General features: G+C 67.4%; 12 protein-coding genes. 9 read left to right on the plus strand and 3 right to left on the minus strand.

The window, feature by feature from the left end; translation table 11 throughout:
- Positions 1–35: 35 nt before the first annotated feature.
- From sph to ACIHA7_RS00630, 6 genes are all read left to right on the plus strand, one after another.
- On the plus strand, positions 36–998 hold the full coding sequence (sph, locus tag ACIHA7_RS00605; RefSeq protein ID WP_397284083.1) for a sphingomyelin phosphodiesterase: 963 nt from the start codon (positions 36–38) through the stop codon (positions 996–998).
- Between the two features lie 187 nt (positions 999–1,185).
- A complete protein-coding gene (locus ACIHA7_RS00610) occupies positions 1,186–2,544 on the plus strand; it encodes an OFA family MFS transporter (protein WP_397284085.1) in 1,359 nt (452 codons plus the stop codon).
- Positions 2,541–2,678: a hypothetical protein gene (locus ACIHA7_RS00615; protein ID WP_397284087.1), complete on the plus strand. Its 138-nt coding sequence runs from the start codon at positions 2,541–2,543 to the stop codon at positions 2,676–2,678. The genes ACIHA7_RS00610 and ACIHA7_RS00615 overlap by 4 nt, the downstream gene beginning before the upstream one ends.
- A 239-nt stretch (positions 2,679–2,917) precedes the next feature.
- Positions 2,918–3,682 (plus strand): DUF1206 domain-containing protein, encoded by a 765-nt coding sequence (locus ACIHA7_RS00620; RefSeq protein WP_397284089.1) that lies wholly within the window; start codon positions 2,918–2,920, stop codon positions 3,680–3,682.
- Positions 3,683–3,711: 29 nt separating this feature from the next.
- Entirely contained in the window at positions 3,712–4,416 is a 705-nt protein-coding gene (locus tag ACIHA7_RS00625; RefSeq protein ID WP_397284091.1) for an NUDIX hydrolase, read from the plus strand.
- Positions 4,417–4,525: 109 nt separating this feature from the next.
- Entirely contained in the window at positions 4,526–6,748 is a 2,223-nt protein-coding gene (locus ACIHA7_RS00630) for a hypothetical protein (RefSeq protein ID WP_397284093.1), read from the plus strand.
- Positions 6,749–6,812: 64 nt separating this feature from the next.
- On the opposite strand, the gene ACIHA7_RS00635 is transcribed toward ACIHA7_RS00630, so the two are convergent.
- Together ACIHA7_RS00635 and ACIHA7_RS00640 are read right to left on the minus strand one after the other, a co-directional pair.
- The gene (locus ACIHA7_RS00635) at positions 6,813–7,742 is read right to left on the minus strand and encodes a carbon-nitrogen hydrolase family protein (protein ID WP_397284095.1); all 930 of its coding nucleotides are present in this window, start codon (positions 7,740–7,742) and stop codon (positions 6,813–6,815) included.
- A 57-nt stretch (positions 7,743–7,799) separates the two neighbouring features.
- Complete coding sequence (locus ACIHA7_RS00640) at positions 7,800–9,692, minus strand: cutinase family protein (RefSeq protein WP_397284097.1); 1,893 nt, start codon at positions 9,690–9,692, stop codon at positions 7,800–7,802.
- Positions 9,693–10,417: 725 nt separating this feature from the next.
- Between ACIHA7_RS00640 and ACIHA7_RS00645 the strand changes: the two genes are divergently transcribed.
- Both ACIHA7_RS00645 and ACIHA7_RS00650 read left to right on the plus strand, forming a co-directional pair.
- On the plus strand, positions 10,418–11,566 hold the full coding sequence (locus tag ACIHA7_RS00645; RefSeq protein ID WP_397284099.1) for a lactonase family protein: 1,149 nt from the start codon (positions 10,418–10,420) through the stop codon (positions 11,564–11,566).
- A 66-nt stretch (positions 11,567–11,632) separates the two neighbouring features.
- Positions 11,633–12,550: an ATP-grasp domain-containing protein gene (locus ACIHA7_RS00650; protein ID WP_397284101.1), complete on the plus strand. Its 918-nt coding sequence runs from the start codon at positions 11,633–11,635 to the stop codon at positions 12,548–12,550.
- Here ACIHA7_RS00650 and ACIHA7_RS00655 read toward each other — a convergent pair.
- Entirely contained in the window at positions 12,508–12,702 is a 195-nt protein-coding gene (locus ACIHA7_RS00655) for a DUF5708 family protein (protein WP_397284103.1), read from the minus strand. The two genes, ACIHA7_RS00650 and ACIHA7_RS00655, sit on opposite strands and share 43 nt — an antisense overlap.
- Positions 12,703–12,978: 276 nt before the next feature.
- On the opposite strand from ACIHA7_RS00655, the gene ACIHA7_RS00660 reads away from it, so the two are divergent.
- Positions 12,979–13,626, plus strand: coding sequence for a TetR/AcrR family transcriptional regulator (locus tag ACIHA7_RS00660; RefSeq protein WP_397284105.1), 648 nt, complete (start codon positions 12,979–12,981; stop codon positions 13,624–13,626).
- Positions 13,627–13,672: the final 46 nt, after the last annotated feature.

Below are 13,672 nucleotides of genomic sequence, written 5' to 3' on the forward strand. Positions count from 1 at the left end.
CCATATCCAGGTTCTACGAGATCCGAGGACGTGCCATGCCGCTATCCCAGCCCACCCGGCTCAGCATCATCGCAGCACTCGCCACCACCCTCATGGTGAATGCACCGCAGGCCTCCGCAGCCACCCCGGAGATTCGGGTGCTGACGTACAACACCTTTTTGATGAGCAAGAACCTGTTTCCCAACTGGGGTCAGGACCATCGCGCGGCAGAAATCCCGAAGACCGACTTCTTCAAGGGCAACGACGTTGTCGTCCTGCAGGAGATGTTCGACAACGAGGCCTCCGACGCGCTGAAGGCCAAGGCCAAAGCCGAATACCCGCACCAGACACCGGTTGTCGGCCGCGCGAAGGAAGGCTGGGACGCCACCGGCGGCAAGTACAGCTCGGGGACACCGGAGGACGGCGGCGTCACCATCCTCAGCAAGTGGCCGATCATCCGCCAGGAGCAGTTCATCTTCGCCAACGCCTGCGGCGCCGACTGGTGGGCCAACAAGGGGATCGCCTACGCGGTGCTCTCGGTCAACGGCAGCAGGGTGCACGTGGTCGGCACGCACAGCCAGTCGACGGACCCCGGCTGCGCGGACGGCGAGGCCGCGAAGGATCGCGCCTTGCAGTTCAAAGAGATCGACGCGTTCCTCACCGCGAAGAAGATCCCCGCCACCGAGCAGGTGCTGCTGGCCGGCGATCTGAATGTGGACTCGCACAGCGCCGAATACGCGTCGATGCTGGCCGACGCCCGGCTCGAGCCCGCGACCGCCCGCACCGGCCACCCGTTCTCCTTCGACACCAAGGAGAACTCGATTGCGAACTACCGCTACCCCAGCGACCCGCGAGAGGATCTCGACTACGTCCTGCATCGCAAGGGCCACGCCAAGCCGGCGAACTGGCACAACCACGTCGTCAAGGAGTCCGCTCCCGCGTGGACGGTCACCAGTCAGGGCACGTCGTACACCTACACCAACCTGTCCGACCACTACCCGGTGACCGCGGGCGCCTGATCCACTCAGCGGACCGTGCCCGCATTGCGGACCCCGCGATGCGGGCACGGTTGCCGCTGGTAGCACCCCAGTTCCGGCGCATCGATGGCAACGCAGCGGCAGCGAGTGAAAGTTATTGCCACAGAACCGTGCTCGCGCGGCGGTCTCGGTCCTATGATCGCCACACAGTGAGAGTGGAGATCGCCGCATGACCGTAGTCACCGCCGGTACCACCGGGTATTCCCGCGTCATCGCGCCGCCGGGGTGGAGCCGCTGGCTGGTTCCGCCCGCCGCTCTGTCCATCCATCTCGCCATCGGACAGGCCTACGCATGGAGCGTGTTCAAGCCGCCGCTGGAAAAGTCGATGCAGATCTCGGGGACCGGCAGCGCGCTGCCCTTCCAGATCGCCATCGTCATGCTCGGACTGTCCGCAGCCTTCGGCGGCACGCTCGTCGAGCGCAGGGGCCCGCGCTGGGCGATGACCGTCTCGCTGGTCTGTTTCTGCTCCGGCCTGCTCATCTCGGCCGTCGGCGCGTTCGCGAACGCCTACTGGCTCATCGTCTTCGGCTACGGGTTCGTAGGCGGGATCGGGCTCGGCATCGGCTACATCTCCCCCGTCTCCACGCTGATCCGCTGGTTTCCCGATCGACCAGGCATGGCCACCGGCTTCGCGATCATGGGCTTCGGCGGTGGCGCGCTGATCGCGTCACCCTGGACGACCCAGCTGCTCACCACCTTCGGCAGAGACAACGTCGGCATCGCCGAGACCTTTCTGGTCATGGGCCTGACCTACGCGGTGTTCATGTCGGTGGGCGTGCTGCTCGTGCGGGTGCCGCCGCCGGGGTGGCGTCCGGCGGGCTGGGTGCCGCAGGAGAAACCGGCCAAGCTGATCAGCCTGCACGACGTCGCGGCCGACGACGCGATTCGGACGCCGCAGTTCTGGCTACTGTGGATCGTGCTGTGCTGCAACGTCACCGCGGGCATCGGCATCCTGGAGAAGGCGGCGCCGATGGTGATCGACTTCTTCGCGCAGACCGCGACCCCGGTGACGGCGGTCGCCGCCGCCGGCTTCGTCGCGGTGCTGTCCGCGGCCAATATGGCGGGGCGGATCGGCTGGTCGTCGCTGTCCGACATGATCGGGCGCAAGAACGTCTACCGGATCTACCTTGGCGTCGGCGCGCTCGCCTACGCGATCGTGTGGTCGGTCGGGCAGACCAACAAGGCGCTGTTCATCCTCGGTGCGATGGTGATCCTGTCCTTCTACGGCGGCGGATTCGCGACGATCCCGGCGTATCTCAAGGATCTGTTCGGGACCTACCAGGTCGGCGCGATCCACGGTCGGCTGCTGACGGCCTGGTCGGTGGCCGGTGTGGCCGGGCCGTTGATCGTCAACGCCATCGCGGATTCCGGTGCGCGGCAGGGAAAGACCGGGCCGGAACTGTACGGTGCCTCGTTCGCCGTCATGATCACGCTGCTCTGCGCAGGCTTCGTCGCCAACGAGTTGATTCGCCCGGTCGCGGCGAAGCATCATCGGCCGGCCGCCCGCACTGAAGGGAGCCAGGCATGACCGAGACTGGTACCGCCGAAACCGCTGCGCCGCGCCGCATTCCGCTGCTGATCTTCGCCTGGCTGTGGGTCGCCGCGCCCTTCAGCTATGGCGTGTACCGACTGATCGTCAACCTGCTCAAGCTGTTCCAGTAGCACGATCGGCTTCAGTGCAAAGCCGAGCTTCCAGCGAAGCCTCCCATTGCTCCGCGACGCCGATCGCCTCCGCCGCGATTGTTTCGACACGCCGCCGCCGGGTATCTGCCCGACGTTCGGTTCGACGGAGATGAGGGAATCTGATGAGTGGGTTGTCAGCTGGTACGGACAGGACCCGCGGTGGAGGGGCATGGTCGAGGACCTCGTCCGGCGACGCCAGCCGGATCGCGCAGCACCCGATGTTCGAGCGGTTCGCTCGCGCGGGTTTCGTGATGACGGGCATCGTGCACCTGATCATCGGCTATATCGCTATCCGCATCGCGCTCGGCGGGCGGGGCGGCAATGCCGATCACTCCGGCGCCATGGCCGAATTGGCGAGCAAGCCCGGTGGCGTTTTCGTCATGTGGGTGGCGGTTGTCGCGTTTGTGCTGATGGCCTTGTGGCGACTGGCCGAGACCGTCTTCGGTAGCGCGTCCAAACCGGATAAGGACAGCAAGAAGTCCGAGGCCTTCCGCCGGATCAAAGCGTTCGCCCTGGCGGTGATCTATGCGTCGTTCGCCTTCTCGGCGTTCGGATTCGCCCGTGGCGCGGGCAAGTCGAGCGGCCAGGAGAGTGCCGGGATCACCGCGCGACTGATGCAGAACACCGCGGGGACGGTCGCGCTGGTTGTCGCCGGACTGATCATCATCGGCGTCGGCGGATACCACCTCTACAAGGGCATCAGCCAGAAATTCTTGAAGGACCTGAAGGGCAACACCAGCGATCTGGTGCGCAGGCTCGGCATGGCGGGCTACCTCGCGAAGGGTCTCGCGATCGGCGCCATCGGCGTGCTGGTGATCCTCGCCGCGACCCGGTCCGAGCCGGATAAAGCCGCCGGACTCGACGGCGCGCTGAAAACCCTTGGCGCACAGCCTTATGGCGTGATCCTGCTGATCGTGGCCGGCCTCGGCATCATCACCTACGGCCTCTACAGCTTCGTCATGGCCCGCTACGCCAAGATGTAGCGCCCGGGTGGTGGGGCAAGATCGAGGCCATGGGCCCCACCACCGGACCGCCGGTTCCCGAGACCGTGGCCGACTTCCGCGATCTCGCGCACACCAGGCTGCGCGAATTTCCGCACACCGAGGTTCCCGACACACCGGGTATCCGCCGGGCCGCGGTGCTGCTGTGTGTCGTGGCGCAGGACGACGGCACACCGGCGGTGGTTGTCATCCGCCGCGCCTACCGTGGCCGCAATGCCGGACAATGGGGGTTACCCGGGGGTCGGCTGGACGCGGGCGAGACCGCCGAGCAAGCTGTATTGCGTGAGCTACACGAGGAACTCGGCTTGACCGCCGCCCCGGCCGATCTGGTCGGCCGACTCGACGACTTTCCCGCGGCCTCGGGTTTCGTCATCACCCCGTTCGTCGCGGCGCTCCCCGGGGCCACCGAGCTGACGCCGAGCCCCGACGAAGTGCACTCCGCGCACCTGGTTCCGCTCGCGCGGCTGGCCGCCGACGAGGTGCCGCACTGGGTCGCCCGGCACGACGCGGTGCCGCAGCCCGAACTCCGCGGCCGGACCGCGCCGCCCGTCCCCGAAGCCGTTGGCCTGCTCCAGATGCGCCTCGGCGACGGCATGACCATCCACGCCCCGACGGGCGCGATGCTGTGGCAGTTCCGCGAGGTCGTGCTGCTCGGCCGCGACCACGCGGGCGCCAGGGTCGCGCACTTCACCCAACCGGACTGGACCCAGCAATGAGCAGCCTGCGACCAGCCGACTTGCTCTGTTCCGGCCATTGGCATATGGTCCCGCGCTCGTGAGGCCTAGTGCGGTAATCGCATCGCGATCAGATGTACCCAAGTGGGGGTTGATTACCGCGGCGGGGGTGATCGCCGGATATGTGGCGGTCCTGCTCGCGGACGCCCGACACTATTACACCGACGACACCGAAGCCCAGTACGCCCCGATGTGGGTGATGCTCGGCAACCGGCTGCGCGACGGTCAGTTCTCCGCCCTGGTGCCGTACGAGTGGATGGCGGGCAACTACGCGCTCGAGGAGGCCGGGCTCTACAACCCGCCCCAGCTGCTGGTCCATCTGCTCGCGCCGTCGATGGACAACCTGGCGGTGTACGCCACGGTGGTGAAGCTGGTCTGCTCGATCATCGCCGCGCTCGGGGTGTACCGGGTCTGCCTGGCCTACGGCGCGCGCGCACCGTGGGCGGCGGTCGCCGGCATCGCGTTCCCGTTGAGCGGTTGGTTCCTGTTCTTCGACGAGGCCAGCTGGTGGACCTCGCACACCGCGACGGCGTGGCTGGTGCATGCCTGGGCGTCGTCGGTGCGCTACACCCGAGGGCGCGGCAGCCCGATCTCGGTGTTCGTCTTCCTGTATCTGGCGCTGACGGTCCAATACGCCTTCCCCGCGGTCGAATCCGCGTTGATGGTGGTCACGGTCGCCCTCGGTGAGTTCATCTATCAGCGGCGCTGGCAGCCCTCCGCGCGACTACTCGCGGCGGCGAGCTGCGCCGCACTCGCGGCCATGGTCGCCAACCTGCCCGGCATCCTCTCCTCCCAGGTGACCTGGCGGGGCAACGCGAAGATCCACAACGACCCGTTCCTGACGGTGCCGTGGTCGGAGTCGCTCAACGCCAGCCTGCCGAGCACGACACCCGCGTTCACCGCCTGGTGGGGACACGTCCAGCCGTTGCCGATGGTCTACATCGCCTGGTTCCTGATCCCGGCGTTGGCGTTCGTCGGCTGGCAGGCGGCCCGCGCGTCGGTCCGGGAGTTCAGCAGCATCGCGCTGTTCGCGGCGGCGGTACTGATGTGGACCGCGGGGCCGGGCGCGATCGGCCCGCTGCGCTGGCCGGCCCGCGTGCTGCCGATCCTCGCCATGGCGCTGCTCGTACTGGTGTGCGTACTGCTCAGCCGTTACGGCACTTTCACCTCGCTACGCAGGCGTGCCATCGCCGGTGGCGTGCTGATCGGTGTGCTGTTCCTTCGGTCGTTCTCGGCGGCCCCGGAGATCGTGGTGCGCCACCTCGTCGCGGTGGCGGTGGTCGCCGCGGTCGGTGCCGTGGTGGTGTGGCTGGCCAGGACCAAGGGCACGGCGGCGGCGTGCGCGCTGATCGTCGTCACCATGTTCCCCATCGCGTTCGCCCAGGTGCAGGCCGCGCCGCCGACGCCGATGTCCTACGACTTCCCGCAACGGCGGTCGGAGATGACCGCGGCCTTCCCCGACTTCCCCGGTGTCACATTGCAACTCGCCGACCGGGCGATCCTGGCGCCGCAGGACAAGACCCTCGACGGTGCCTACGGGTCACTCGCCATCGGCAACTACGCCAAGAATCTGGGGTTGCAGTACGTCAACGGCTACACCCCCATCGGCCACTACCCGTTCGCGGGCATGCTGTGCATGGCCTGGGACGGCAGCACCTGCACGGATGCGTTCCGCCGGGCCTTCGCCGCCGAACCGTCCACGGGGCGAACGATTGTCGACCTGATGAAGGTCGACCGGGTCGTGCTGCACACGGCGCAGTACCCCGACGCGGGCAACCACCCGGCGCCGCCCGGCTGGAAGTGGGTGAACTACCCGGGCCACGAACGCTACATCTGGGTGCTGGAACGGGAGAACGGGCTGATCTCCACCGTCAACGGGGCGATCGCCGATACCGCGAACGTGAGCGCCACGTCCACCTCGGGTGCCGCGGTCACGATCGAGGCGAAGGTCACCGCGCCGAACGGCGGACGCATCGTGTTCTCCCGGCTGGACTGGCCCGGCTACCGAATCACCTTGAACGGCAACGAGATACCGTCGACCACGGTGGGGAATACCTTCCTCGCCGTCGACATCCCCGCGGGCACCGACCGCGCCGACCTGCGGGCTACCTGGCGTCCGCCGGGTTGGCAGGTCGGTATCGGCACCGCGGTTGCCGGTCTCGTGGGAATCGCAGTGTTGCAGTGGGGATTTCTGCGGCAGCGTAGACAGGGCTCGCAGGTTGCCGCCGAGGACGAGCAGCCGACGGAAGAAGTGGCCGGGCCGGATCCGGACGACCGCCAGGAAGCGACACCGTCTTTGACGTCCAGCGTCTGACCTGCGCCGGGTTAGCCTGTGTCGACGTTCGGACGGATGCGCCGGAGGAACTTCGCCACAGGGTCTATTCGTCCAGGAAGGTCGCCGCGGTCCGGCGTCGACGGTCCACGCGCACCGTGAACACGTCGGGCCGGGCGTAATGGCCGGTGGGGTCGAAGTTCTGGCGCTCCCTGGCCACCGCGGCCGGATCGATATCGGCGATGACGAGTCGCTCGTCGCCGGCCACCGGCTCGATCAACCAGCGGCCGTCCGGGCCTGCCAGGGCCGAGCCGCCGTCGTACCCTGCGGGCAGGCCCAGCGCGAGCAGCTCGTCGCGCAGCGGAAAATCCGAAGGCACGTCGGTGTAGTCGAGCACGGCGCCGACGGCCAGGGAGTACACCCGGCCCTCCTTGGCGATGAACCGGGTGATGTCCTCGGTGTTGCGGACCGCGCCCGGCCAGGTGGAGATGTGCAGGGTCGTGCCGTCGGCATACAGCGCGTGCCTGGCCTGCGGCATCCAGTTCTCCCAGCAGGACAGGCCGCTCACCCGGAACTCGCCGATATCGTGCGCCCGCAACCCGTGCCCGTCGCCGATCCCCCAGACCATCCGCTCCTCGTGGGTCGGCATCAGCTTGCGATGCGCGCCGACCACGCCGCGGGCCGGGTCGATGGCGACCAGCGTGCAGTACACCGTGCCGCGGACCCGCTCGGTGATGCCCAGGTAGCAGAACACACCCAGGTCGGCGACCGCCTCGCGCACAGCGGCGAGATGGGTGCCGTCCAGGGTGACCGCCGCGTCCAAATAGTAGGCGTAAGCGGCCTTTTGGGCCGGGTTGTCGAACCGTGCCCCGCCGGTACGCGCCAGCCAGATCGGGTAGCCGGACAGGAACGTCTCCGGGAAGGCGACGAGCTGCACCCCGGCCGCCGCGGCCTTGGTCAGATAGTCGACGACGATCTTGGTGCCTGCCGTGGGGTCGAGCCAGGCAGGCCGGGCCTGGGCCGCAGCGATCCGCATGACACGATGCTAGCGAAATCGCCCGATACGCAAGAACTTTGCCGCCGCCCCGATAATTCAGTTGGCGTGTCCGATCTGGGTGTTCATCCAGTCACCGAGCCACTGGATGGCGTTGCGACCCGAGTCGTCGACGATGAGCGCGCCGTAGTTGATGTGCGCGCTCGAGGCGAAAAAGCTTGCGGCGCTGAGCCCGTCGCGCAGCAGGGCGAGCAAGCTGATGCCGCCCTTGGCCGGTGCGGTCTTGGCGAGGGCCCCGGTCAGGTCATCGAGGTCGAGTCGCTGCGTGTTGTCGCTGGTACTCGTCTCGGCCAGCAGTCCGGTGGCGACCGAGGCCAGCTCGAGGCCGACCGGCAACAGGCCGGACAGCACGGCCGCCGCGCCCGCCGGGTCTGGGTCCTGCCCTGGCGGCGGGACCAGCTTCTCCAGCACCGACCACGCGATTTCCTGGATCTGGCCGACCAGGGTCGCCAGCCGCAGCACGTCGACCTTGGACAGGATCGCCGTCATCGACGTCGCGATCTGGGTGTAGCCCTGCGAATTCGGGATCGTCGAGAGCACCTGCGCGACCGCTTTCAGGTCCGCGCTCGCAACGAGTTCGACCAGCGGCCGGAACTGGTTGTTCAGCGCACCGGCGACCTGGTGCGCGCCCTTGGCGTCCATCGCCGCCACCTTCTGCGACAGCAGCGCCAGATTGTCGAGGATCGCGCGGAAGTCGAAGGCGGTGACGTTGGCGACGACATCGAGGGTCTGGTCGACCAGCACGGTCGGCTTCAGCATCGCCAGGATCTTCGAGGCCGATCCGAGGATAGCCGCCGGAATCTCGGCCAGCGGTCCAACCAGGTCGATGAGTGCGTCGACCTTGATGGTCAGTGCGGCGGCGTCGGGCGAGTCCGAAGGGACTGTGCGAATACCCCTGTTCAACAAGGACGTCGCGGTGTCGGTGATCGTGTTCACCGCCGACGCGGCACCGGCCAGATCGGACTCCCCCGCCTTGCTCAGCACCTGGCTCGCGTTGTGCTCGGCAGTTCCGGCGGGGGCGGCGGCCAGTCGCGCGGCGGTGCCGGAGTCGCGCAGGCCGGCGAGTGTCTCGATGGTGTCGGTCAGCTTGGCGGTGGTGTCGCGGACATGCGTCAGGTCGAGGCCGCCGGGAGCGTGCCGGCTGGTGGTCAGCTCATCGACGGCGGTGGCCAGACCGGAGAGGTCGATCCTGGTGTCCATCGCGGTAAGGGTTTTCGCGAAGCCGGAGTTGCTTGCCGCCTTGCTCAGCAGCGAGCCGAGCCGCGCGAGCAGCGGGTTGTCGCTCTTCTTGATCGAGCAGTACAGGTCGCCGGGGTCGCAGATCGAGCTGACTCGCCCGGTGAGCTTGCCCATGCCCTGCGGGCGCGGGTCGGCGATACCCGAGCCCGCGGTGTGCGGGCCGATGGGGGTTTCCCCTTTGGTGCCCGCCGCCGGATCGGCGATCAGCCCGACGGCCAGCACCCGATCGGGTGGCACGGGACCGCGGTCGTTGCCGATCTCGGAGGCGACGTCACCCGCGGCGTCCGCGCCCTGGCTGTAGCCGGTGATCGTGAATTTAGCTTCCGGGCAGCGGTTTCCGTAATCACGCAGCGCTTTGCGGGCGTTGACCAACGCGGTGTTCTTGCTGTCCGCGTAGGTGTAGCCGTTGTCGAAGGCGCGCGCCATGTAGGGCGTGAAGTAGATGTCGGAGCTCGGGCCTTGCCGGTGTTGGATCGCCTCGGCGATCGGGCGGAGCATGCCGATCGGCTTCGCCGGGTCGGCCTTTTCGTTGGTCTCCCAGGTGCCGGGGATGAACAGATTGAAGGTCTGCGCGCAGTCGGCCTGCGCGGACCGCGCTAGGGCCGGGGCGGCGACGGTAACGGGCGCGACGGCCACCCCCATGGCCACCAGCGCTGCCACCACATAACGACAGGACGAAGGCAGGACGGACATCTGAACCTCACTACCGAGCTCGGTGGGTCGCTCATCGCCGAACGTCAGAGTCGGCCGACTCGACCTGAGAACAACTGGGGAATCAGGCGAGGAGGTATCGCGAAGTTATCGAGGGAGCGGTGTACGCGTATTCAGCGCGACGACCTTCGGCGCCGCGCTGAATACGCAAATCCGAGTCAGGACAAATTACCGACAAGCAAGCTGAGCAGTTTGAGGCTCACTTTGAGCAAATCCAGTCCGGTGCCGAGTGACCCGGTCGAGGATCCGCCGCCGCTGAGCGAATCCGAGCCCTCACTTGACCCGGAACCAGCGGCAATGAAGTTAACGGTATCCATAACGCTGACGAGAGTCGACATGTCTCAAACCGCCTGTCTTGTAACGGTATTGCACCGAACAGCACCTGAGCTCAGGTCCCGTGATTATTGATGTTGGCAGCAACCAGATTCCACTGGGATCGCCGCCGCGTCCAGACGCTCAACTGGGGAAGTTGTGCCGCACTGGGCCATTCGGCGCGAATGTCGGTGGCAGACCGGCAGGTTTTCTGATCTCCCCACTGTGGACTGGGGAGCTGCGGGCAGGTCTTACCCGACTCCCGCGCATAGTTTGCAACGCACGATGGCTCGAATTGCGAATCACGCAATATTAGTTGCGCCACTTGCGAACTGAAGTGGCGTGGGACATTCTGGCCCGACGCGGGATCGCCCGCGGCACGGAAGGAGAAAACGGTGCGCAATGGTGAGTTCGAACGGCGGCGTTTGCTCGGCCTGCTCGGTGGCGCGGTTGGCGTCGGCGTCGCGGTGACAACCGGGGCGATCCGACCCGCGATGGCGGGGGCGGCGGGCGGCACGCGCGCGTTCGTGGGCTGTTATACCTCCAGTGGCGCAGGCGGTTCCGGTGTCGGCGTCGCCGCCGTGGATTCCGGCACCGGTCGGCTGGCGGTGGAAAGTATTGTCCCGGTAGCGGATCCATCCTTCCTGGCGCTGTCTCCCGACCGACGTTACCTGTACGCGGTGAACGAAGGCTCCGGCGCGGGTACGGCCACCGCGATCGACCTCGGCGCACCGCAGCCGGCCGTGTTGAATACCGTTGCGGTGCAAGGCGAGGGGCCGACCCACCTGTGCGTCACCCCGGACGGCCGGCACGTACTGACCGCGAACTACGGATCGGGCAGCGTCAGCGTGCTCGGCGTCGCCGCGGACGGACGCCTCGGCACGGTAACCGACGTCGCCCAGCACACCGGTGCCGGACCGGACCCGGATCGGCAGTCCGCACCGCACGCCCATCAGGTGTCGATCGACCCCTCAGGCCGCTGGGTACTCGCGGTGGACCTCGGGGTCGACTCCGTCTACATCTACCGGCTCGCCGCGGGCAAGCTGCACCGGCACGCGCAGGTCGCCATGGCACCGGGCAGCGGACCACGCCACCTCTGCTTCCACCCCAACGGGCGCACCGCATTCCTCGCCAACGAACTGAACTCCACTGTCACCGTGCTCGATTGGCAATCCGAGCGCGGTGAATTGCGGGCGGGGCTTTCGGTGCCCGCGGATCTCGATCGCGGCGGCGACCGAAACTATCCGTCCGCACCTGTAGTCGCCAAGGACGGCCGCTTCCTCTACGTCGCCAACCGCGGCCACGACAACATCGCGACCTTCGCCATCCTCGGCGGTGGTCTCCTCGTCCCGATGGGCACCACCCCATGCGGCGGAAAGTTCCCCCGCGACCTCACCCTCAGCCCGGACGGCCGGCGCCTGTACGCGTCCAACCAAAAGTCGAACTCGGTAACCTGCCTGAACCTGCACCGCACCACCGGCCTCCCCACCGCCACCGCACCAGCACTGGACACCCCCGCCGCCACCTGCGTGCTCTTCGAATAGCTCCCACAGCATTCAGTGCGCGAAAACAACTTGTAGACGGCCCGATTCAGTCGCCACGATGCATGCATGATTCTGCTCGTGCCCGCCGACGTCTTGCGCCCGCATCGTGCCGACGAGCATTTCGCCGCCGAGGCCGACGCCGCCCGCGCGGCCGGAATGCAGGTCGCACTGGTCGATCACGACGCGTTGACCCGACCGGACGGCGCCGAGCACGCGGTTCGCGCGGTTCGAACGAGCGGTATGGCGTACTACCGCGGCTGGATGCTGCGCGCCGAGGATTACGCCGCGTTCGCCGCGGCACTGCGCCGGCGCGACGTCACTCTGCGGACCAGTCCCGAGCAGTACCGCCGGGCGCACGAGCTGCCCGGCTGGTATTCCTCGGTGGCCGAGCTGACGCCGCAGTCGGCATGGACCGTGGGCGACGATCGCGCCGCGTTCGACCGTGTACGCCATCAACTCGGTCCTGGTCCCGCAGTGCTGCGCGACTACACCAAGTCCATGAAGCACTACTGGCACGAGGCCGCATTCATCCCCGAGTTGGACGACGCGGACTCCGCCTGGCGGGTGGCAGTCGCATTCCGAGAATTGCGCGGTACGGACTTGACCGGCGGATTCGTGCTCCGACGCTTCGAACACTTCGCATCGGCCGAGGTGCGCACCTGGTGGGTCGATGGTCACTGCACGTTGATCGGCCCGCACCCGGACACCCCGGAGGATCTGCCCGGCACCGACCTCGATCTCGCGACGGTCGGTCAACCGATCGCAAACCTGCGTCTGCCTTTCATCACAGCCGACTTCGCGCTGCGTGCAGATGGCGTCTGGCGTTTGATCGAACTCGGCGACGGGCAGGTCAGCGACCGGCCGAAGAACGTCGCACCTGAAACGCTGATCACCACTCTCTGCAGCGATTTCAGCGGTCCAACCACCGCAAGCCCGGGAACCTACGAGACGAATTTGCCGCCGACGGATTTGAAGAGTCCGTAGAGGGCCTCCAGTCCACCCAGGACCATCAATACGACGCCCAGCTTGGTCAGCGTGACGACTGGCGTCTCGACATCGCCGGTGAACCGCCACAGCACGAAACCGACAATCAGCGTGATGCCGCCCATGATCACGGCTTTGAATCCTGAATTCATCTCCTACCTCTCCAAGTAGTCCATACGACCGTACTGTACAGTCGTATGGACCGGCGAATCGAGAGGCCACCGATCATCGCCGCCGCGACAGTCCCGAGCTGGAGGTCAGACCATGGGCGTGTTCATCAGCGCCGTTCCGCTACTGACCGCGCGGGATGTCGTTGCCGCACCAGCGTTTCGGAGGCTCGGGCCCACCCGCCAGTCCGGCAGCGCGGAATCTGCCGGTAGCAGCCGTGACGAGGTCACCGTCCATACCAGTCGGGTCGAGGAGCAGCAGTGAGCGGTGTGATGGGGGCCGACAACGCGCACGCGCTGCGGCGTGCCGAGCTGTTGGACGGCGTCCTCGAGCTCGCGGCGACCCGGGGAATGGAGGCGGTGAGCGTGCGTGAGGTCGCCGGGCAAGTCGGGGTGTCCCCGGCGAAGGTGCAGTACTACTTCCGTACGAAGGACGAACTACTGATCGCCGCGTTCAGGCACGTCGAACAGCTGCTCGACGACCGCGCAGCGCAGGTGAGTTTCGAGCACGGCGTGGCGACGGCGCTGCGGGCCGTCATGGTGGATTGGCTTCCGGTCGACGCGGCGCGGGCGCGGTTGGTGCGGGTATGGATCGCGTTCCTCGCGCGTGCCGTCGTCACCGACGAACTCGCCGCGATCGAGTCGGCTTATCAGCGGCGCACCCAGGCGCAACTGATCGAGGCCATCGAGGCAGGTATCGAGTCCGGCGAATACGCGGCCGAGGTCGATCCCGCGCTGGAAGCCCGCATACTGTCCGCGCTCGTCGAGGGACTCTCGGTGCGCATGGTGACCGACCCGGTCGGTCTGCCCGCCGATACCGCTATCGCGACGCTCGACGCGCACCTGGCCATCCACCCGAGACGCGCGGACCACCGCGCCCCGTCGCACGCGCAACGCCCTGTCGACTGAGCGCCCGCGGCCACATTGATCCGGGTCGCCATGCTGGTGGCGAACG

Origin of the sequence: Nocardia sp. NPDC052316, assembly GCF_044547795.1 — a bacterium.
In the GTDB taxonomy this organism is placed as follows: Bacteria; Actinomycetota; Actinomycetes; order Mycobacteriales; family Mycobacteriaceae; genus Nocardia.